We start from the raw sequence: 20,834 nt of genomic DNA on the forward strand, positions 1-20,834 counted from the left end.
TTCGAAGGAGTGAAATGACGCTTCCGCGTAGGCATTTCCTGACCCTGGGCACCGGTGCGGCGGCCGTCGCGGCCGTGGCGGCCTGGCCGGAGCCGGCCGCCGCGGTGGCCGAAGCTGGGGCTGGGCACGGCGCCGGCCGGTACCGCTGGCGCAACGTCGAGATCGTCGGCGGCGGCTTCGTCACCGGCATCGTGCACCACCCGAAACAGCGTGGTCTGGTCTACGCGCGCACCGACATCGGCGGCGCCGCGCGGCTGGACCCTCGGACCCGGCGCTGGGTCCAACTGCTGGAGTGGGTCAGCTTCGCGGACTGGAGCCTGACCGGGGTCGAGAGTCTGGCGCTCGACCCGCAGGATCCGTCGCGGCTCTACCTGGCCGTCGGCACCTACACGAACGAGTGGTCACCGATCAACGGCGCCATCCTGCGCTCGACCAACCAGGGCCGGACCTTCCGGCGAACCGACCTGCCGTTCAAGCTCGGCGGCAACGAGCCGGGCCGGTCGATGGGGGAGCGGCTCGCGGTCGACCCGTGTGACGGCCGGGTGCTGTACTTCGGGACCCGCAACCAAGGCCTGTGGCGCAGCACCGACCGCGGTGAGACGTGGGCGCGGGTCGACAGCTTCCCGACGGCCGGTACGGCGGGTCTCGGGCTCGGCTTCGTGTTCTTCGACCCGCGCGGTAGCCGGCGCGGCCGACCGACGCGCACGATCTACGTCGGCTCCACCGATCGCGCGAACCCGATCTGGCGCAGCGACGACTCCGGGCTCACCTGGTCGCCCCTCGCGAACCAACCAACCGGTTGGCTGCCTCACCACGCTGAGCCGGCCTCGGACGGGCAGTTGTACGTGACGTACGGGGACCTGCCGGGGCCGTACGAGATGTACGACGGCGGTGTTCACAAGCTCGACCTCGCGACGGGCGTCTGGACCGACATCACCCCGCTGCGGCCGAACACCGGCGGCGAAGCCGGCTTCGGGTACGCCGGTCTCGCGATCGACCCGCGCAGACCCGGCACGGTGATGGTCGCGACGATGAGCCGGTGGGGTCCGGTCGACGACGTGTTCCGGACCGTCGACGGCGGAGCGACCTGGCACTCGATCGGGGCCAAGATCGTGCTGGACACCTCCGGTGCGCCGTACCTGGACTTCCACGGCACGCCGAAGCTGGGCTGGATGATCGGGGACATCTCGATCGACCCGTTCGACTCGGACAAGGTGCTGTACGTCACCGGCGCCACGATCTTCGGCACCGACGACGTGACCAACGCCGAGGCGGGCCGCAGCACGCACTGGTCGGTCCGGGCGCAGGGCCTGGAGGAAACCGCGGTGCTCGATCTGATCAGCCCGCCCTGGGGACCGCCGCTGATCAGCGCGCTCGGCGACATCGGCGTCTTCCGGCACGACCGGCTGGACGTCGTACCGCCGGACGGGCAGGCGGCGAACCCGGTCAGCGGCTCGTCGCCGAGCCTGGACTACGCGGCCCGGACCGAGGGGTTCGTCGTCCGTGTCGCGTACGGCGACAGCCTGCAGCGCGGCGCGTACTCGACGGACGCCGGCAAGAGCTGGCAGCCGTTCGCCGGAGAGCCGGCCGGGTCGACGCAGCCCGGCAAGATCGTGGTCAGCACCGACGCACGGACGATCCTGTGGGTGCCGGGCGATGTGCCACCGCACTACTCGCGCGACCGCGGCGCCTCGTGGACGCCGGTGACGGGACTCCCGCAGCAGGTCGTCGTCGCGGCGGACCGGGTGCACCCGAGCCTGTTCTTCGCGTTCGACGCGGGCAGCGGTACGGCGTACCGGAGTCTGGACGGCGGCCGGAGCTTCTTGCCGACGGCAACGGGGTTGCCGGTGGGCGCCGGTAAGCTCGAGACGGTTCTCGAGCGGTCCGGGCAGTGCTGGCTCGCGGCCGGTCCTGCTGGTCTGTTCCGCTCGGTGGATCATGGCCTCAGGTACCAGCGGCTGACGACCATCGAGGAGGCGCTGACCGTGGGCTTCGGCAAGGCGGCGCCGGGCCGTCATGAGATGGCGGTCTACACCTCGGGCACGGTGAACGGTGTGCCGGGCATCTACCGCTCCGACGACAGCGGCGTCAGCTGGCGGCGGGTCAACGACGACCGGCACCAGTACGCCTCGACCAACGACGCGATCGCGGGCGACCCCAGGGTCTACGGGCGGGTCTACCTGTCCACCAACGGTCTCGGCATCCCCTACGGAGAACCGGTATGACGGGTCTGTACTACGGCGGCGACTACAACCCCGAGCAGTGGTCGCCGCAGGTGTGGAAGGAAGACGTCGCGCTGATGCGCGAGGCCGGGGTGAACCTGGTGACGGTCGGCGTGTTCGCCTGGTCCAGCCTGGAACCGGCGCCGGGCACGTACGAGTTCGGGTGGCTCGACCAGGTGATGGACCTGCTCGGCAGCGCCGGCGTACAGGTTGATCTGGCGACGCCGACCGCTTCACCGCCGCCGTGGTTCAGCCTGCGGCATCCCGACGCGCTGCCGGTCAACGCTGACGGTGTCCGGCTCACGCATGGCAGCAGGGACACGTACTGCGCCTGCGCGCCGGCGTACCGGGAGGCGGCGGCGGGCATCGCCCGGGCGCTGGGCGAGCGGTACGCCGGGCATCCCGCGCTGGCGATGTGGCACGTGCACAACGAGTACGGCACGGTCTGCCATTGCGATCACGCGGCCACGTCGTTCCGGCGCTGGTTGCGGGATCGCTATGGCGACCTGGACCGGCTGAACGCGGCCTGGACGACGGCCTTCTGGAGCCAGGGCTACGCCGACTGGGAGGAGATCCGGCCGCCGCGCGCGACGCAGTACCTGGTGAATCCGGCGCAGGCACTGGACTTCCGGCGGTTCTGGTCGGACGAGTTGCTGGCTGCGTACTCGGAGCAGAAGGCGATCCTGCGGTCGTTCACGCCGGAGCTGCCGATCACGACGAACTTCGTGTTCGGCTCCTGGGTTCCGGTCGACCACGCACGCTGGGCGTCGGAGGTGGATTTGGTTGCCATCGACCACTACCCGGGCGACGCGGGGATCGGTGCGGAGCAGCAGACGGCGTTCGGGGCGGACCTCGCGCGGTCGTGGGCGGGCGGCGGGTCCTGGCTGCTGATGGAGCAGGCGGCCGGATCGGTGAACGACGGGCGCCGCCTCACCACCAAGACACCCGGGCGGATGACCCGGCACAGCCTGGCGCACGTCGCCCGCGGCTCGAAGGGCGCGCTGTTCTTCCAGTGGCGCGCGTCGCGCGGCGGGGCCGAGATGTTCCACTCCGCGCTGGTGCCGCACGCCGGGTCCAGTACGAGGCGTTTTCGCGAGGTCGTCGAGCTCGGCGCCGCGTTGCCGCGGATCGCCGAGGTCGAGGCGAGTGCGGTCCGGGCCGACGTCGCGATCCTGTGGGACGTGGAGTCCTGGTGGGCGATGCAGGCGACCCACCTGCCGTCGTCCGAGCTCGACTATCTGACCGCGGTGCAGGCCGCGCACCGGCAGGTCTGGGCGGCTGGAGTCGGAGCGGATCTGCCCGGTCCCACGGCCGATCTGTCGTCGTACCGGCTGGTCGTGGTGCCCAGCTTGTACCTGGTCTCGGCCGAGGCGGCTGCTGCGATCGCGCGGTATGTCGAGGGCGGTGGGCACGTGCTGGTCACGTACTTCAGCGGCATCGTGAACGAGAACGCGCAGGTCTGGCTGGGCGGCTATCCCGGCGCTTTCACCGATCTGCTCGGCATCCGGGTCGAGGAATTCCACCCCGTCGCCGAAGTCGAACTCGCGTCGGGTGGTCGCGGCACGGTGTGGAGCGAGGACGTGCAACTGGCCGGCGCCGAGGTGATCGACCGGTACGCCGGTGGCGTGCTGGACGGGTCGCCTGCGATCACCCGGCACCAGTACGGCGCCGGCGTCGCGTGGTACGTGTCGACGCAGCTGGAGGACGAGGCGTACCGGGCGCTACTGGACCAGGCGCTGCGCGGTGCGGGCATCGAGCTGCCGGTGCTGCCCGCGGGCGTCGAGCTGGTCCGGCGTCACGCCGAGGGGACGACGTGGACGTTCCTGCTCAACCACGGCGACGCGGCGGCCGTCGTACCGGTTGAGGGGCTGGACCTGCTGTCCGGCGCGGAGGTGAACGGAAGCCTGGTCCTGCCCGCCGGTGGTCAGGCGGTCGTCCGCTCCGAATGAGCTTCAGGCGCGGCGCAGGTGCTCGCCCGGGCGGTCAGCCGGGCGGGCACCAGTGTCACGCCGGCCGACGTCCGGTGGCCTTCGAGCTTCGCGATCAGGGCCTCGACGGCCTGCTGGCCGATCTCGTCGGCCGGCAGCGTGACCGACGACAGCTGGGGGACCTGGCGCTCGGCCACGTCGTCGGCGCAGATCGCCATCAGCGACATGTCCTCCGGCACCCGGCGGCCGAGACGGCGCAGAACGTCCAGCAGCGGACCGATGATGGGCTCGTTCTGGACCACCAGGCCGGTGATGCCCGGATGCGCCTCGAGCAGCTCGCCGACCGTCCCGAGCACCGCGTCGAAGGTCGGCTCGCACGGCGTCTCGATGCCCATCACGCCGCGGCGCTCGGCCGCCGCCTGGAAGCCGGCCAGCGTGCGGTGCGCGAAGCCGGTCTGCCGGGCGTAGACGGCGGACGGCGTACCGAGCAAGGCGATGCTGTGGTGCCCGAGGTCGGTCAGGTGGTCGACGCACTGCTCGGCTGCCGCGAAGAAGTCGAGGTCGATACAGGTCAGGCCCTCGGTGTCGGCCGGTACGCCGATCAGCACCGACGGCATCGGCAGCTCGCGCAGCAACGGCACACGCTCGTCGTGCAGCTCGACGTCCATCACCACCAGGGCGTCGACCAGCGCGCTCTGCGAGACGCGCTCGAGTCCGGACCGGCCCTCGTCGGCCGTCAGCAGCAGGACGTCGTGGTCGTAGCGGCGGGCGGTGGTCACGACGGCGGTGGCGAACTGCATCAGCACGGGGACGTGCATGCCGGCCCGCAGGGGGATGACCAGCGCGAGCACGTTGGACCGGTTCGAGGCCAGCGCACGGGCGCTCGCGTTCGGCCGGTAGCCCAGCACCCGGACGGCCTCCTGCACGCGATCGCGGGTCTCGGGCGAGATCGACCGCTTGCCGCTGAGAACGTACGACACCGTGCTGGCCGCCACTCCGGCCTGCCGCGCGACATCGGCGATCGTGACGATGGCTGCCTCCTCGGTCCGCGTGGCGGTCGAAGCGCTTCGACCTTGTCCGCTCACAGCGTCGAGCGGCGCACGGTTCCTGTCAAGACCGTACAGCCTTCGGTCGGCATTTCCGGCCCGGGCCGTTGACCTCCGATAAACCGGCTGCGACAGTGCTCTCGATCCGCCGGTCGTGACCGGCGGAATTCCCTCGTCGATTCGATTCGAATTCGACGGCCATCCTCCGGAACAGACGCTTTCCTGCCTTTCGAATGATCGTCGAAGCGGCAGCGGGTCCTACGCGACGGCGTACGACATCTGGGCCGGCAACAACGCCTACGAGATCATGCTGTGGATGAACAAGCAGGGCGCGGTCGGCCCGATCGGCAGCCGGCAGGCCACCGCCACCGTCGGCGGCCACACCTGGGACGTCTACCGGGGCACCAATGGCGCCAACGAGGTGTTCTCGTTCGTCCGCACGAGCAACACCAATTCCGGCACCGTCGACATCAAAGCGGTGCTGAACTGGATTCGTGGCCGCGGCTGGATGGCCGACGCGACGGTGGGCGAGGTGCAATTCGGATTCGAGATCACCTCGTCCGGCGGTGGGCTGAATTTCAGCACCAGCAGTTATTCGGTCACGTCGTCCTGACCCTTCACATGGCGCTGCGCGGGGCGTACGGGTTCCGGCTGTTCAGGTCGCCGATGTAGTCGGTCGGAATGGCCGGTTCACCGCGGCTCAGCTGGCTGGCGCTGCGCGGCAGCTCGTCGCGGACCTTGAGGTGATGGGCCTGGGACTCCGCCGGCGTCGTCCGGCCGACGATCTTGCCCGCCTGGACCAACGGCTGCAGCAGCGGCCGGTCGTCCCCGTCGTCCACCGGCGGCTCGCCGACGCCGATCACCTCGGCCTCGGCGACGCCGTCGGCGGAGCGACGGCGCAGCGCGTACTTGCGGCCGCCGATCGAGATCTTGTCCGGGCTCTTCTTCGCCACCGGGACCAGCGTGCCGTCGGCGTCCTCGCGGGCGACCAGCTTGTAGACGAAACCGCAGGTCGGGTAGCCGCTGCCGGTCACCAGCGACGTGCCCACGCCGTACCCGTCGACCGCGGCCGGGGCGAGCGCGGCGATCTGGTACTCGTCCAGGTCGCTGGTCACGATGATCCGGGTCTTCGTCGCGCCCAGTGCGTCGAGCTGCTCCCGGACCTGGCCGGCCAGCGACGGCAGGTCGCCGGAGTCGAGCCGGACCGCGCCGAGCTCCGGACCGGTCACCTCGATCGCCGTCTTGACCGCCTCGGTCAAGTCGTAGGTGTCGACCAGCAGTGTCGTGCCCTTGCCGAGCGCCTCGACCTGCGACACGAACGCGTCCCGCTCGGTGTCGTGCAACAGCGTGAACGAGTGCGCCGCCGTCCCGGCGCTCGGGATGCCGAACCGGCGCGCCGCCTCCAGGTTGGAGGTCGTCGCGAACCCCGCGATGTACGCCGCCAGCGCGGACGCGACCGCGGCCTCCTCGTGGGTGCGCCGCGAGCCCATCTCGATGCACGGCCGGCCGCCGGCCCACCAGGTCATCCGGGACGCCGCCGAGGCGACCGCGGAGTCGTGGTTGAGGATCGACAGGAACACGGTTTCCAGCAGCACCGCCTCGGCGAAGCTGGACTCCACCACCAGGACCGGCGAGCCGGGGAAGAAGATCTCGCCGTCGGCGTAGCCGCTGATGTCGCCGCTGAACCGGTAGCCGGCCAGCCAGTCGCAGGTGGCCTGGTCGACCACGCCACGCTCGGCCAGGAACGCGACCGTCGCCTCGTCGAAGCGGAACCGCTCCAGCGCGTCGAGCAGCCGGTTCACGCCCGCGACCACGCCGTACCGGCGGCCGTCGGGCAGCCGGCGGGCGAACAACTCGAAGACCGACCGGCGGTGCGCCGTACCGTCGGCGAGCGCGGCCTGCAGCATGGTGAGCTCGTAGTGGTCGGTGAGCAGGGCGGTCGTTGGCTCCGCTGAAGTCGTCACAAGGGCAGCCTATTGCGAGACCGGATCGGCCAGTGGAGACAATGGGCCCGTGACCACCGCACCGAGCGAGCTCGACAGCCCCGAAGTCGACGAGGCGATCGAGTTGAGCCCACCGTGGGTGACGATCGTGTGGAACGATCCGGTGAACCTGATGGACTACGTCACGTTCGTCTTCCAGACCTACTTCGGCTACTCCAAGCAGAAGGCGGAGAAGCTGATGATGCAAGTGCACGAGGAGGGCAAGTCGGCCGTGTCCAGCGGCAACCGCGAGGCGATGGAGCGCGACGTCGAAGCCATGCACAGCTACGGCCTGTGGGCCACCTGCGAGAAGTCGTGACCCGGTTCCGGAAACGCCGCAAGACCGTCGTCGTCAGTTTCGCCGAGCACGAGGCCGACATCCTGGCCAACCTGCTGCGCAACCTGGTCGAACTCCTGTACGACGGCATGCCGCCGCGCGCCACCGAGGCCGGCGACGACCCCCTGGCGGCCCTGCTCGACACCGACGGCCCGACCGCGCCGCCGGAGGACGTCGTCCTGCAGCGCCTGCTGCCGAACGCCTACTCCGGTGACGACCAGGCCGCGGGCGAGTTCCGCCGGTTCACCGAGCGGGGGCTGCGCGACGGCAAGGCCAACGACGCCCGGCGCGTGCTGACCGCCCTCGAGGAGCACTCCGTCGAGGACGGCATCCCGCTCGAGCCCGACGACCAGCTCGCCTGGCTGCGCGCGCTGAACGACCTCCGCCTGGCGATCGGCACCCGCCTGGACATCAAGGAGGACGACGACTACGCCGTCTGGGAGAAACTGCCCGACGACGACCCCCGGCGCCTCACCTACGACCTCTACGACTGGCTCGGCTACCTCCAGTCCGCCCTCCTGCACAACATGCGCTGACCCCGCGGCCTAGGGTTGGCCGCATGGAGAAGCGGACGTTGGGGCGTACTGGTCGGGATGTCGGCGTGGTCGGGCTGGGGGCCTGGCAGCTCGGGGCCGACTGGGGTGAGGTCGGGGAGGACGAGGCGCTCGGCGTACTGCGGGCGGCTGTCGACGGTGGGGTGACGTTCATCGACACCGCCGACGTGTACGGCGACGGCCGCAGCGAGCGGCTGGTCGGCCAGGTGCTCAAGGAGTACGACGGTCTGACGGTCGCCAGCAAGATGGGACGCCGGGTCGAGCAGCAGCCGGAGAACTACACGCTCGACAACTTCCGCGCCTGGAACGACCGGTCCCGGGAGAACCTGGACGTCGAGACGATCGACCTGGTCCAGCTGCACTGCCCGCCGACCGAGGTCTACTCGACCGACGCGGTGTTCGACGCGCTGGACACGCTCGTCGAGGAGCAGCGGATCGCGGCGTACGGGGTGAGCGTGGAGACCTGCGCCGAGGCGCTCACGGCGATCGCCCGGCCGAACGTGGCGTCGGTGCAAATCATCCTGAACGCGTTCCGCCTGAAGCCGCTCGACGAGGTGCTGCCGGCCGCCCGCGAGGCCGGCGTCGGGATCATCGCCCGCGTCCCGCTGGCCAGCGGTCTGCTGTCCGGCAAGTACGACGAGAACACCACCTTCGCCGCCGACGACCACCGCACCTACAACCGCCACGGCGAGGCCTTCGACGTCGGCGAGACCTTCTCCGGCGTCGACTTCCGCACCGGCCTGGAGGCCGTCCAGCGCCTGATGCCATGGCTGCCGGCGGGCGCGACGATGGCCCAGTTCGCCCTGCGCTGGATCATCGACCAGCCCGGGGTCTCGGTCGTCATCCCCGGCGCCCGCAACCCCGAACAGGTCGCCGGCAACATCGGCGCCGCGGCCCTCGATCCCCTGACCGAGGAGCAACTCGAAGCCGTCCGTTCGACGTACGACGAACTCGTCCGGCCCCAGGTCCACGACCGCTGGTAGTCCACATACTGGACCGGATGCCGGGTTGGCGGGGACGCCTGGTCGCGCTCCGTATCGTGGAACTGTGCTGATCATCGACCAGGCGACGTACGACGCGATCGTGGCGCACGCGCGGCGGGACCACCCGGACGAGGCGTGTGGGGTGGTGGCGGGGCCGGCGGGGTCGGACCGGCCGGAGCGGTTCATCCCGATGCTGAACGCGGCGATGTCACCCACGTTCTACGAGTTCGACTCCGGCGACTTGTTCAAGCTCTACAAGGAGATGGACGAGCGCGACGAGGAGCCGGTGGTGATCTACCACTCGCACACCGCGACCGAGGCGTACCCGTCGCGCACCGACATCAACCTGGCGCAGGAGCCGGGGGCGCACTACGTGCTGGTGTCGACCCGCGACGGCGCGGACTCGCCGGCCTACGACGGGCCGGTGGAGTTCCGCTCGTACCGGATCATCGACGGCGCGGTCACCGAAGAAGAAGTGCAGATCGTTCCGAACAACCGAGGAGACAACTGAGATGGCGATCGAGCTTCGCGTCCCGACCATTCTGCGCACCTACACCGGGGGCGAGAAGGCGGTGAACGGCGACGGCAGCACGCTGGCCGAGTTCATCGACAACGTCAACGGCGCGCACCCGGGTCTGAAGGAGCGGATCGTCGAGGGTGAGCCCGAAGAGCTGCGCCGGTTCGTGAACGTCTACGTCAACGACGAGGACGTGCGCTTCACCGGCGGTCTGCAGACCGGGGTCAAGGACGGCGACGTCGTCGTCGTACTGCCCGCGGTGGCCGGCGGCTGATCATGCGTTTCGACAGCCTGCTCGACTCGGTCGGCGGTACGCCGCTGGTCGGGCTGCCCAAGCTCTCGCCCTCGGCCGACGTCCGGTTGTGGGCGAAGCTGGAGGACCACAACCCGACCGGCTCGATCAAGGACCGGGCGGCGCTGCGGATGCTGCTGGACGCCGAGAAGGACGGCCGGCTCCGGCCGGGCAACACGATTCTCGAGCCGACGTCGGGCAACACCGGCATCTCGCTGGCGATGGCGGCCAAGCTGCGCGGCTACCGGATGGTCTGCGTGATGCCGGAGAACACCTCCGAGGAGCGCCGCCAGATCCTGCGGATGTGGGGTGTGGAGATCATCTCCTCGCCGGCCGCGGGTGGTTCCAACGAGGCCGTCCGGGTGGCCAAGCAGGTCGCGGAGGAGCACCCGGACTGGGTGATGCTCTACCAGTACGGCAACCCGTCGAACGCGGCCGCCCACTACGACGGCACCGCGCGCGAGATCCTCGCGGACCTCCCGTCGGTGACGCACTTCGTCGCAGGTCTCGGCACCACCGGCACGCTGATGGGCGCCGGCCGGTTCTTCCGCGAGCACAAGCCCGAGGTGCGGATCGTCGCCGCCGAGCCGCGGTACGGCGAACTGGTCTACGGACTGCGCAACCTCGACGAAGGCTTCGTGCCCGAGCTGTACGACGCGTCGCTGATCGACGGCCGGTTCTCGGTCGGGCCGCGCGACGCCGTCCGGCGGGTCCGCGAGCTGCTCGACAACGAGGGCATCTTCGCCGGCATCTCGACCGGCGCGATCCTGCACGCGGCGCTCGGCCAGGCGGCCAAGTGCGTGCGTGACGGCGAGCAGGCCGACATCGCGTTCGTGGTCGCCGACGGCGGCTGGAAGTACCTGTCGACCGGCGCCTACGAAGGCACGATCGACGAGGCCGAGGACCGCCTCGAAGGTCAGCTCTGGGCCTGAGCTGAGTCAGGTCCTCGCGGTGCGTGGCACCGCTCGAGGTTCCCAGCCCGGTGGGACGGTCCGTCCCTGGTGGCCGGGACGCCGGGACGCCCAAGGTCGAGACATTCCGTTTCGACCCTGGGAGGGGCCCATGTCCAGCACCAGAACCAGTTCACCCGTTCCGGCCACGACCACCGGGCGGCGCCTGCGCGCCGCGGGGTGGTCGCTGATCGGCTCGTTCGTGGGTTTCGTGGTCGCGGTCGCGACGATGATCGCCACCGGCAACGGCTACGACGCCGCGTTGACCGAGGCCGCCGAGCGCCGCGGTGTCGGCCTCAACGATCTGCCGGCTGAGGCGATCGCGCCGATCAACCGGCAGTACAACGACCTTCCGACCGGCATCCTCACCCTGTGCCTGGTCCTGCTGGCGCTCGGCCTCTTCCTCGCCGGTGTCCGGCTGGCCACCTGGGACAGCGGCGGACTGGGCAAGGCGTCGGTCGCGGTCGCGGCGGTCATGCCGGTGTGCTGGCTGGCCGTCTACGCCCTCGAGTACTCGATCGGAGTCGAGGAACCCGAGCGCTGGTTCGACCTGTACGACGCGGCGTACGACCCGGCGATCGCCGTCAGCTCCGTCGCCGGATCGCTGGCGCTGCTGGGTGTCGTGGTCGTGCTGCGGCGGGCCGGCGTGGCACGGCGTACCGGTCTGGTGGTCGCGGTGTTGGCCGGACTCACCGTCGTCACCGCGGTCGCGGTCGGCGCTCCGCCGGTCGTGCCGTTGCTGTTGGCCGCGATTGTCGGCATCGTGATGGTCAGGACGGCACGGTCCGGCACGGCCGGGTGACCGACCGTCGGGCCGGGAGTGGTCGGGTGGAGCTGAAGATCCGGTTGCCGCAGACCGTCGCCGTGGGCGTCACCTTGGTGGCGCTGACGACGGCGGCACTCGGTACGCCGGCGGTCCACCGGCGGATCCAGGTCCCGTGCGAGAGCGGGATCTGCCAGCCGTTCGAGCGGCCCACCCAGCCATCGCAGGAGGTGCTTGCCGCCCTGCACATCTCGGTGGCGGCCTACGCCGGGATCATCACCGTCGTCAGCTGGGCGCTGTTGCTGCTCGCTTTGTCCGTCAGCCTGGTCCTCGTCTGGCGCCGGCCGTCGCTGCTGGCCGGGGTGACCGGGATCCAGCTCGGCGGGATCTTCGTCGGCCCGTTCGCCGACGCGCTCGCCGAGCAGGGGAACCCCACGACGACGGTCCTGCGGACCATCGTGATCGCCGCGGTCCAGCTGACGATGCCGCTGCTGATCGGGCTGTTCCCCGACAACCGCTGGCACCCTGGCTGGTTTCGCTGGGCCTGGCCGGTGGTCGGCCTGACCGGCGCGGCCCTTGTGGTCGGCGATCAGCTGAACGTGATCCAGCCGACCTCCGCGCCGCAAGGTCTGTACGACCTGTCGTCGGTGCTGTTGCTGGCCGGGATCCAGGTTCACCGCTATCTACGGGTGTCGGACTGGACCGCGCGGCAGCAGGCCAAGTGGTTCGTGCTCAGCTTCGTCGTGCTGGCCGCCAACGTCGTGGTCGCCAACGTGCTCGACGTCGCCGGACTGGTGGAGCACTGGCAGCTCGGACTGGTCGCGACGGCCTACCTCGCCTTCGTCGCGATGATCCTCGGACTGGCCTTCGCTCTCCTGCGCTATCGCCTGTACGACGTCAGCGTCGTCCTGCGCCGCACCTTCCTGTACGCCGGTGCGGTGATCGGGCTGGTGATCGCCTACGCCGGCCTGGTCGCGCTCGCCAGCCTGTCGATGGCGCGGGCCTCGGCCTCGATGGTCGGAGCCGCGGCGGTGGCAGCCCTGGCACTGGGCGGTGGTCTGCTGGCGGCGCGCGCCGGCGGCTGGTTCCGGGACAGGCTGCTGGGAGCCAGTGGCCGTCCGGGCGGGGTGGCGGCGCTGCTGGCCCGCGGGATGACCGGCGAGGACGGCCAACCGGCGAACCTCGCCGAGACCATCGCGGCCGCCCTCGTCCTGCCCTACGTCGCGGTCCTCGATGCCGGCGGCCGGACCCTGTGGACCCACGGCGACCGCGTTCCGCCGGACATCCACCCCGAAAGTGTGGTCGACGGTTCCGGCACCGTGCTGGGCTCATTGCTGCTGGCAACGACCAACGGGGCGCGGCTGTCCCGGCGGGAACGCCGGGCGCTGCGCGAGGTGCTGCCGTTCGTCGTACTGGTTCTGCGGGCGCAGCGGGAGTCCGGTGAACTGCGCGCGGCGCGAGCGGTGGCCGCCACCGCGCGCGAGGACGAGCGACGCCGGCTGCGGCGCGATCTGCACGACGGGGTCGGACCGCTGCTGGCCGGCCAGTTGCTCACCCTGGACTCCCTGCGGCTCGCCGCGGCGCAAGCGGCCCGCGAGGGGGAGTTGCTCGCGCACCTCGAGGGCCAGGCCCGCGCCGCGATCACCGAGGTCCGGCGGATCAGTCGCGACCTTCAACCGGCCGCGTTGAGCACCGGGCTCGGCGCGGCCCTCGAGGCCGAGGTGGAGCGGCTGCGCGTTGCGGGGCTGGACGTCCGCCTGCGGCACGCACTTCCGGACGACGGTCTCCCGGCAGCGCTGGAGGTCGCTGCGCTGCGCATCGTTGCCGAAGCGCTGGCGAACGTCGTACGGCATGCCGGTGCGCGGGCGGTGACAGTGGAAGTTGCCGCGAGCGACGGCTGGCTGGACGTCCACGTCGCCGACGACGGGCGGGGGTTCGGTGACGATGCGGTGCCGGGCGTCGGGCTGGCGTCGATGCGGGAGCGCGCCGAGGAGCTCGGCGGGTGGCTGGACGTCGTGACGAATTCGTCCGGGACCCGCGTGCACGGGAGGATTCCGCGATGAGCGACGAACCGGTCGAAGTGGTGCTGGTCGAGGACCATCCGATGTTCCGGCTCGGTCTGCGGACCCGGATCGAGCTCGACCCCGGGCTGACCGTGGTCGGCGAGGCCGCGGACGGGCTGGAGGCGGTCGGCCTGGTGGAACGGCTCGCGCCGGACGTCGTCGTGGTGGATCTCAACCTGCCGGGGCTCAGCGGGATCGAGCTGATCCGGCGGCTCGGCGCCACCGCGCCCCGGGTCGCGCCGCTGGTGCTGACCATGCTGGACGACGAGTCGGTGTTCGCGGCGGTGCGGGCCGGCGCGCGCGGTTACCTGCTCAAGGACGCCGAGCCGGATCGCATCCTGGCCGCGATCCGGGCGGTCGCCGCCGGAGAGGCGGTGTTCTCCGGCGCGGTCGCGGCGCGGTTGCTCGCGCTCGCGGCGCAACCGGCCGGCCGGCACCGCGCGCCGGTCTTCGCCGGGCTGACGGAGCGGGAACACGAGATCCTCGCGCTGATGGCCGACGGCCTCGGTAACGTGGCGATCGGGCAACAGCTCGGACTGCGGCCGAAGACGGTCCGCAACTACGTCTCGAACGTGCTGACCAAGATCCAGGCCGCGGACCGCGCCGACGCCGTACTGCGTGCTCGCTCCGCCGGACTCGGCGACGGGCGGCAGGGTTGACTCAGGTCTTGAACAACACTTTGCGTCCCAGTCTCGGGTGGGTGCCGCGGCCCTTGCAGCTGTTGCAGGGGCGAGTGGCGTAGTTGAACAACGTGCCGCGGTGACGGCCCATGCCCTTGCACCGATTGCATTTCGCGTTCGGGTGCAGGCGTAAGGACAGGACGTAGGCGGCGAAGGCGGCGGCCAGCAGCACCAGCAGCATCCCGGTCGGCCCGAGGGCCGCGGCGATGTCGGCGGCGGTGCTGTCGGCGTTGGCGTCGGCAACCTGGCCGGCGGCTTGCCCGGCGGTGGTCGGTTGCGGATTCGGTGCGGCGGTGGAGCCCAGTGCCACCGCGATGTGGACTGCCAGGTTCATGGCATCGCGAGGGGCGGTCGGAAATACATCGCTCCAGAGTGGCGTGCGTCACGTGAGAATGCAATTCCGCAGAGTAAAGATGTGGACAACTCCGGCGTGTCGTTCGGAAGTCTTAGGTGAGGGTTCCTTCGGAACTGCCCGCTGCCGGTCCTGACGGTGCCGCGGTCTAATCTAACCGTTGTGGCAGACGCACCGATCGGCATCTTCGACTCAGGCTTCGGCGGGCTCACGGTGGCGCGGGCGGTGCTGGACCAGCTGCCGCACGAACCGATCCTCTACCTGGGCGACACCGCCCGCCAGCCGTACGGGCCGAAGTCCATCGCCGAGGTCCGGGAGTACGCGCTGGAGTGCCTGGACCACTTGGTCGAGGCCGGCGTGAAGGCGCTGGTGATCGCCTGCAACTCCGCCAGCGCCGCGATGCTGCGCGACGCCCGCGAGCGGTACGACGTCCCGGTGGTCGAGGTGATCCTGCCCGCCGCCCGGCGCGCGGTCGCCGCGACCAGGAACCACAAGGTCGGCGTGATCTGCACCCGCTCGACCGCCGCGTCGCAGGCCTACGACGACGCGTTCGCGGCCGCGCCGCAGGTCGAGCTGACCACCCAGGCCTGCCCGAAGTTCGTTGATTTCGTGGAGTCCGGCGTGACGTCGGGCCCGGAGCTGCTGGCCGCCGCCCACGAATATCTGGACCCGCTCGTCGAGGCCGGCGTGGACACGCTGATCCTCGGCTGCACGCACTACCCGTTGCTGACCGGCGTCATCTCGTACGTGATGGGCGACGAGGTCACGCTGGTGAGCAGCGCCGAGGAAGGCGCCAAGGACGTGTACGGCGTACTGACCAAGGCGAATCTGCTGCGCGACGATGCGCTGCCCGCGCCGCGGCACCGCTTCGTCACCACCGGAAACCCGGCCGACTTCGCCGCGATCGGCTCTCGCTTCCTGGGACCGGTGATCAGCACGGTCGACCAGTTCGCCTGGGTGCGTTGACCCAACTGTGACCCAGGTCGCAGCAGACGTTGTCCACGGCACCGGTTGCGGGCGCGATCGTCGGCAGGCAACTGTTCTGCGACGTCCCGGCGTGCTCTGCGCGGTGGGCAACCCGCCGGTAATGTTCAAGGTATGAAGCTCACCGTGATCGGCTGCTCCGGGTCCGTCCCCGGGCCGGACTCGCCTGCGTCGAGCTACCTGGTCACCGCGGACGGGTTCCACCTGGTGCTCGACCTGGGCAGCGGCGCGCTCGGCGCGTTGCAGCGGCATCTCGGCGTACCGGAGATCGGCGCGATCGCGTTGTCCCACCTGCATCCCGACCACTGCATGGACCTGTGCGGTCTGTACGTCGCGGCGAAGTACTCGCCCGCGTCGCCGTTCCCGCGGATCCCGGTCTACGGCCCGCCCGGGACGGCCGGGCGGATGGCGCTGGCCTACGACCTGCCGGATGACCCGGGCATGGAGGAGGAGCTGGAGTTCCACACCTGGCAGGAATCCCAGCAGATCGGGCCCTTCACGGTCCGGACCGCGCCGATGATGCACCCGGTCCCGGCGTACGCGATCCGGGTTGAGTACGGCAACAAGTCGCTGACCTACACCGGCGACACCGGGCCGAACGACGCGCTCGTCGAGCTGGCCCGCGGCACCGATCTGCTGCTGTCGGAGGCGGCCCAGCAGGACAACAACCCGGCGAATTCGGCCGATCTGCACCTCACGCCGTCCGAGGCGGGCGAGCATGCGAAGCGGGCCGGGGTGAAGCGGCTCGTGATCACCCACGTGCCGCCGTGGTACGACCGGGTCACGCAGACCGAGAACGCGCGCCGGACCTTCCCTGGTGAGGTGCTGACCGCGACACCGGGCGCCGTCTACGAGATCTGACGCCGCCACGGTTGCCGACGGCATCCGGTCGAGGACGTGAGCCGGCCACTCGCCGTGGTGCGAGTGGCCGTTTCGCTTTGTCCTCCAGGGGATTCAGCGCTGCTGGCCGCCGTCGAAGTAGCTGACCAGCGCCGGGTCGAGCTGCGGGATGTCGATCGGCGTGCCGTTCTCGCGCAGGGACGTGGTGGCCGCGTACCCGGCGGCGACCGCGGCGCGGGCGGCGATCGGCGAGGTCAGCGTGGTGCCGCCGTCGCGGACGAAGCGGACGAACTCGTCGACCAGCCGCGGGTCGGCGCCGCCGTGCCCCTCGTCCTCGGAGGCGACCTCGACGACCTGGTCGGCGTCGGCGCGGTAGCCCGAGCGGCCGCTGTTCCAGACCTTCACGACGCTGCCGGAGGTGTCGCCGAAGTTCTCCAGCCGGCCGTGGGTGCCGATCACCGTGTAGTTGCGCCAGTAGTCCGGGGTGAAGTGGCACTGCTGGTAGCTGAGGAAAACGCCGTTGTCGAGCTGGAAGTTCGCCATCGACAGGTCCTCGACGTCCATCACCGGCGCCAGGCCCTTCTGCTCCAGCGGCGGCCAGTTGTCGTTCGACACGAACTCGTGGAACCGCTGCCCGGAGCGGTCCTGGCGGTCCTCGATCCCGCCGTACAGGACCAGGCCGCCGAGGGCGGTCGCGTGGGTGGTGTAGCCGCCGGCCAGCCAGTGCATCACGTCGATGTCGTGGGCACCCTTCTGCAGCAGCAGACTGGTGGTCCGGCGGCGGTCGGCGTGCCAGTCCTTGAAGTAGAAGTCGCCGCCGTGCCCGACGAAGTGCCGGCACCAGATCGCCTTCACCTCACCGATCGCGCCGGACTGGATCAGCTCGCGCATGGTCTGGACGACCGGCATGTGCCGCATGTTGTGGCCGACGTACAGGCGGGTGCCGCTCTCGTACGCCGCCTGCAGGACGCGGTCGCAGCCCGCCGTGGTGATCGCGAGCGGCTTCTCCACGAACACGGCGACGCCGGCCCGGAGGAAGTCGATCGCGGGGTCCTCGTGCAGGTCGTCGGGGGTGGTCAGGAAGACACCGTCGAGCTTCAGGTCGAGCAGTTCGCGGTGGTCGCCGTACGCCGTGGCCTCGGGGTACGTCGCCAGCGCGGCCTGGCGCTGCTTGTCGGCCGGGTCGCAGACGGCCACGATCTCGCCGCCCTCGCCGGGGTGGTGGGCGTGCCGGGCGAGTTGACTGCGCTGGCCGAGTCCGACCACACCGAACCGAAGATCAGTCATCGTTCACTACTCCTGCACGTAGTTGTTTGTAAGAGCCTATGTCCGAACACTTCCGCCCTTCAACACCTGTTTGCTCCCGCCGTGTTGCCCGGCCGTTCCGCCAGCTCTCACCCAGCACCCGCCCAGCGACGTCATCATGACGGAACGTGAGCCTCCACTACGTGGCACTCGGCGACTCGACCACCGTGGGTGTCGGGGACCCGCAAGACGGCAGCACGACCGACCTATCCGGTGCCGGAGCGCGTCCGGGCGAGGGGTGGCGGGGCTGGGCCTCGCTGCTCGCCGACTCCCTGGGCAGTTCCCACCGTGTGACGTTCTCCAACTACGCGATCAGTGGCGCGACCGCGCCGCGGGTGGTCGCCGAGCAGCTCCCCGAGATCGGCTCGGGGCCGATCGACCTGGCCTCACTGATCGTCGGCCTGAACGACACGCTCCGCTCGTCCTTCGATCCCGGCCAGATCCGCGACTGCCTGCACCAGTGCGCCGCGGAGCTGACCGGGCGAGGCGCACTGCTCCTGACCGTCCGGTTCCACGACCACGGACAGATCTTCGGGCTGCCCACCTGGCTGCGCCGGCCGCTGTGGCAGCGGATCGAGCAGGTCAACGCCGTCTACGACGACCTGTTCCTGCAGTACGGCGGGATCCGGCTCGACATGGCCGACTATCCCGAGGTGTATCGCCGGGACTTCTGGTCGGTGGACCGCCTGCATCCCGGCGAGCGGGGTCACCGGCGACTGGCGCGGGCGTTCGCCGACGAGCTGGCCGCGCGCGGCGTACGGATCGACGTACCGCCGGAGCTGGACTGTGCCGGTGAGCCGCCGAGCCGGTGGGCCGACACGGTCTGGATGGTGAAGGAGGGCGTTCCGTGGCTCGGGCGCCGGGCCGGGGACCTGACGCCGTGGGCCGCGCGGATGGTGCTGACGCAGTTCCGCCCGCCCGCCGATGCGGGGGTGCGACGACTTCGGGCCTAGGGCACGGCTCCCAATTCCCCGCCTACTGCGCGGCACCCGGCACGGCACCTCGGCGCACGGGAGCCAAGCTCACGATGCTTCGCATCGCCACGCTCGTCTCCCGCACGCCGAGCTACCGCACCGGGCACCTGCTCGCGACGGCGGGGAATTGGGAGACGTGCCCTAAAGTTTCGGGCATGGCTCGTAGCGACGGACGTACCCCTGACCAGCTTCGCCCGGTGACCCTGACCCGGAACTGGCTCGACCACGCCGAAGGATCGGTGCTGGTGGAGTTCGGCCGGACCCGGGTGCTGTGCGCGGCGTCGGTCACCGAGGGCGTGCCGCGCTGGCGCAAGGGATCCGGCCTGGGCTGGGTCAGCGCGGAGTACGCGATGCTGCCGCGCTCGACCAACACCCGCTCCGACCGCGAGTCGGTGAAGGGCCGGATCGGCGGCCGCACGCACGAGATCTCCCGGCTGATCGGGCGCTCGCTGCGCGCGGTGATCGACTACAAGGCCCTCGGCGAGAACACGATCCTGCTCGACTGCGACGTGCTGCAGGCCGACGGCGGCACGCGGACGGCGGCGATCACCGGCGCGTACGTCGCGCTGGCCGACGCGGTGTCGTTCCTGCGCGAGCGCAAGGCGCTGAAGGGCGAGCCGCTGACCGGATCGGTCTCGGCGGTGTCGGTCGGCATCATCGACGGCGCCGCGATGCTCGATCTGTGCTACGAGGAGGACGTGCGGGCCGAGACAGACATGAACCTGGTGCTGACCGGCGACGGCAAGTTCATCGAGGTGCAGGGCACCGCCGAGGGCGCGCCGTTCGACCGGGCCGAGCTCGACGCGCTGCTGGAGCTGGGCACGGCCGGCTGCGCCGAGCTGACCAAGCTGCAGCTGGAGGCGCTGGCATGAGCAAGGTGCTGCTCGCGTCGAACAACGCGAAGAAGCTCGAGGAACTGCGCCGGATCCTCGCGCCGATCGTGCCGGGCATCGAGGTGCTCGGGCTCGGCGACGTCGCGGCGTACGACGAACCGGCGGAGACCGAGCCGACGTTCGAGGGCAACGCGCTGCTGAAGGCCCGGGCGGCCGTCGCGGCGACCGGGTTGCCGTCGATCGCGGACGACAGTGGGATCTGCGTCGACGCGCTGAACGGCATGCCCGGCGTACTGTCGGCGCGGTGGTCCGGGCCGGCCAAGGACAACCACGCGAACAACCTGCTGCTGCTCGGCCAGCTGGAGGACGTGCCCGACGAGCGCCGCGGCGCCGCCTTCGTCGCGGCCGTTGCCTTCGTCCGACCGGAGGGCGCCGAGGAGGTCGTGCGCGGCGAGATGCGCGGCTCGGTCATCCGCGAGCTGCGCGGCACCGGCGGCTTCGGGTACGACGTGCTGTTCGTGCCCGAGGGCTACGACCGCACCACCGCGGAGCTGTCGATCGAGGAGAAGGACGCGATCAGCCACCGGGGCAAGTCGCTGCGCGCCCTCGCCCCGCTCGTCGCGAAAGCCCTGGAGGCCTAGATGCTGTTCGCCGGAACCGACACCGAAGGCGTCGCCGAGGGCCGCATCACCGCGGCGTACCGGCGCTGGGCCGAACCGCGCGTCGTCGAGGGCCGGGTCTACCGCACCAACGCGGGCCGGATCGAGATCGACAGCATCAAGCGGGTCAACCCCGAGCTGATCTCCGACTACGACGAGATGCTCCACCTGGCCGGCCGCGCGAACGCCAAGGACGTCCGTCGCCGGCTGCGGGGCGACGAGACGCTGCCCACCTGGCTGATCCGCTTCCATCTGGTCGAGGGCCCGGATCCCCGTGACGAGCTCGCCAATGCGGCCGACCTCAGTCCCGCCGACGTCGAAGAGCTGACCAGCAAGCTCGCCCACCTGGACAGTTTCAAGGAGTCTCCTTGGACGCTCGCCACGCTGCGGCTCATCGAGGCCAACCCCGCGACGCGGGCCGCGGATCTGGCGGGGCAACTGGACCGGGACACCCCGGGCTTCAAGATCGACGTCCGCAAGCTGAAGAACCTCGGCCTCACCCACAGCCTGGAAGTCGGCTACGAACTGACTCCTCGGGGCGCGGCGTACCTGAAGGCGTTGGGCTGAGCG

At 70.6% G+C, this 20,834-nt stretch carries 22 protein-coding genes; 18 read left to right on the forward strand and 4 right to left on the reverse strand.

Annotated elements, in window-relative coordinates; all coding sequences use genetic code 11:
* The first annotated feature begins 14 nt into the window (after positions 1–14).
* Positions 15–2,225 (forward strand): WD40/YVTN/BNR-like repeat-containing protein, encoded by a 2,211-nt coding sequence (locus BWI15_RS07550; RefSeq protein WP_077013579.1) that lies wholly within the window; start codon positions 15–17, stop codon positions 2,223–2,225.
* Positions 2,222–4,171, forward strand: a complete 1,950-nt coding sequence (locus BWI15_RS07555) for a beta-galactosidase (protein WP_077013580.1) — start codon at positions 2,222–2,224, stop codon at positions 4,169–4,171. The genes BWI15_RS07550 and BWI15_RS07555 overlap by 4 nt, the downstream gene beginning before the upstream one ends.
* On the opposite strand, the gene BWI15_RS07560 is transcribed toward BWI15_RS07555, so the two are convergent.
* Entirely contained in the window at positions 4,147–5,235 is a 1,089-nt protein-coding gene (locus BWI15_RS07560; RefSeq protein ID WP_237771185.1) for a LacI family DNA-binding transcriptional regulator, read from the reverse strand. The genes BWI15_RS07555 and BWI15_RS07560 overlap by 25 nt on opposite strands.
* Before the next feature lie 115 nt (positions 5,236–5,350).
* Here BWI15_RS07560 and BWI15_RS07565 point away from each other — a divergent pair, with 115 nt between their 5' ends.
* Positions 5,351–5,809, forward strand: coding sequence for a GH12 family glycosyl hydrolase domain-containing protein (locus BWI15_RS07565; RefSeq protein WP_237771186.1), 459 nt, complete (start codon positions 5,351–5,353; stop codon positions 5,807–5,809).
* Between the two features lie 4 nt (positions 5,810–5,813).
* Here BWI15_RS07565 and BWI15_RS07570 read toward each other — a convergent pair whose 3' ends face one another.
* A complete protein-coding gene (locus tag BWI15_RS07570) occupies positions 5,814–7,103 on the reverse strand; it encodes a nicotinate phosphoribosyltransferase (RefSeq protein ID WP_237771199.1) in 1,290 nt (429 codons plus the stop codon).
* A gap of 106 nt (positions 7,104–7,209) precedes the next feature.
* Here BWI15_RS07570 and clpS point away from each other — a divergent pair, with 106 nt between their 5' ends.
* From clpS to BWI15_RS07615, 9 genes are all read left to right on the forward strand, one after another.
* Positions 7,210–7,497, forward strand: coding sequence for an ATP-dependent Clp protease adapter ClpS (clpS, locus tag BWI15_RS07575; protein WP_012919486.1), 288 nt, complete (start codon positions 7,210–7,212; stop codon positions 7,495–7,497).
* Positions 7,494–8,051 carry a DUF2017 domain-containing protein gene (locus tag BWI15_RS07580; protein WP_077013850.1) on the forward strand — a complete coding sequence of 186 codons (558 nt, stop codon included), beginning with the start codon at positions 7,494–7,496 and terminating at the stop codon, positions 8,049–8,051. Before clpS ends, BWI15_RS07580 begins: the two co-directional genes overlap by 4 nt.
* Before the next feature lie 23 nt (positions 8,052–8,074).
* Positions 8,075–9,052: an aldo/keto reductase gene (locus BWI15_RS07585; RefSeq protein WP_077013582.1), complete on the forward strand. Its 978-nt coding sequence runs from the start codon at positions 8,075–8,077 to the stop codon at positions 9,050–9,052.
* Between the two features lie 64 nt (positions 9,053–9,116).
* Positions 9,117–9,563, forward strand: coding sequence for a Mov34/MPN/PAD-1 family protein (locus BWI15_RS07590; RefSeq protein ID WP_077013583.1), 447 nt, complete (start codon positions 9,117–9,119; stop codon positions 9,561–9,563).
* A 1-nt stretch (position 9,564) separates the two neighbouring features.
* Positions 9,565–9,843 (forward strand): MoaD/ThiS family protein, encoded by a 279-nt coding sequence (locus tag BWI15_RS07595; protein ID WP_077013584.1) that lies wholly within the window; start codon positions 9,565–9,567, stop codon positions 9,841–9,843.
* 2 nt (positions 9,844–9,845) lie between these two features.
* The gene (locus tag BWI15_RS07600; protein ID WP_077013585.1) at positions 9,846–10,793 is read left to right on the forward strand and encodes a PLP-dependent cysteine synthase family protein; all 948 of its coding nucleotides are present in this window, start codon (positions 9,846–9,848) and stop codon (positions 10,791–10,793) included.
* A gap of 130 nt (positions 10,794–10,923) precedes the next feature.
* On the forward strand, positions 10,924–11,613 hold the full coding sequence (locus BWI15_RS07605) for a hypothetical protein (RefSeq protein ID WP_077013586.1): 690 nt from the start codon (positions 10,924–10,926) through the stop codon (positions 11,611–11,613).
* Between the two features lie 26 nt (positions 11,614–11,639).
* Positions 11,640–13,637 (forward strand): sensor histidine kinase, encoded by a 1,998-nt coding sequence (locus tag BWI15_RS07610; RefSeq protein WP_077013587.1) that lies wholly within the window; start codon positions 11,640–11,642, stop codon positions 13,635–13,637.
* Positions 13,634–14,296 (forward strand): response regulator, encoded by a 663-nt coding sequence (locus BWI15_RS07615; protein WP_077013588.1) that lies wholly within the window; start codon positions 13,634–13,636, stop codon positions 14,294–14,296. The genes BWI15_RS07610 and BWI15_RS07615 overlap by 4 nt, the downstream gene beginning before the upstream one ends.
* A 1-nt stretch (position 14,297) precedes the next feature.
* On the opposite strand, the gene BWI15_RS07620 is transcribed toward BWI15_RS07615, so the two are convergent.
* On the reverse strand, positions 14,298–14,651 hold the full coding sequence (locus tag BWI15_RS07620) for a hypothetical protein (RefSeq protein ID WP_077013589.1): 354 nt from the start codon (positions 14,649–14,651) through the stop codon (positions 14,298–14,300).
* Positions 14,652–14,831: 180 nt separating this feature from the next.
* On the opposite strand from BWI15_RS07620, the gene murI reads away from it, so the two are divergent.
* Both murI and BWI15_RS07630 read left to right on the forward strand, forming a co-directional pair.
* Entirely contained in the window at positions 14,832–15,635 is an 804-nt protein-coding gene (gene murI, locus BWI15_RS07625; RefSeq protein ID WP_077013590.1) for a glutamate racemase, read from the forward strand.
* A 132-nt stretch (positions 15,636–15,767) separates the two neighbouring features.
* Entirely contained in the window at positions 15,768–16,514 is a 747-nt protein-coding gene (locus BWI15_RS07630) for an MBL fold metallo-hydrolase (protein WP_077013591.1), read from the forward strand.
* A 93-nt stretch (positions 16,515–16,607) separates the two neighbouring features.
* Here the strand turns inward: BWI15_RS07630 and BWI15_RS07635 are convergent, their stop codons facing one another.
* Complete coding sequence (locus BWI15_RS07635) at positions 16,608–17,780, reverse strand: Gfo/Idh/MocA family protein (RefSeq protein WP_077013592.1); 1,173 nt, start codon at positions 17,778–17,780, stop codon at positions 16,608–16,610.
* A 146-nt stretch (positions 17,781–17,926) separates the two neighbouring features.
* On the opposite strand from BWI15_RS07635, the gene BWI15_RS07640 reads away from it, so the two are divergent.
* From BWI15_RS07640 to BWI15_RS07655, 4 genes are all read left to right on the forward strand, one after another.
* On the forward strand, positions 17,927–18,751 hold the full coding sequence (locus BWI15_RS07640; RefSeq protein ID WP_077013593.1) for an SGNH/GDSL hydrolase family protein: 825 nt from the start codon (positions 17,927–17,929) through the stop codon (positions 18,749–18,751).
* 176 nt (positions 18,752–18,927) lie between these two features.
* Entirely contained in the window at positions 18,928–19,644 is a 717-nt protein-coding gene (gene rph / locus BWI15_RS07645; protein WP_077013594.1) for a ribonuclease PH, read from the forward strand.
* Entirely contained in the window at positions 19,641–20,246 is a 606-nt protein-coding gene (gene rdgB, locus BWI15_RS07650; protein ID WP_077013595.1) for an RdgB/HAM1 family non-canonical purine NTP pyrophosphatase, read from the forward strand. The genes rph and rdgB overlap by 4 nt, the downstream gene beginning before the upstream one ends.
* On the forward strand, positions 20,247–20,831 hold the full coding sequence (locus BWI15_RS07655) for a hypothetical protein (RefSeq protein ID WP_077013596.1): 585 nt from the start codon (positions 20,247–20,249) through the stop codon (positions 20,829–20,831).
* The last annotated feature ends 3 nt before the right edge of the window (positions 20,832–20,834 follow it).

Origin of the sequence: Kribbella sp. ALI-6-A (genome assembly GCF_001984195.1) — a bacterium.
In the GTDB taxonomy this organism is placed as follows: domain Bacteria; phylum Actinomycetota; class Actinomycetes; order Propionibacteriales; family Kribbellaceae; genus Kribbella.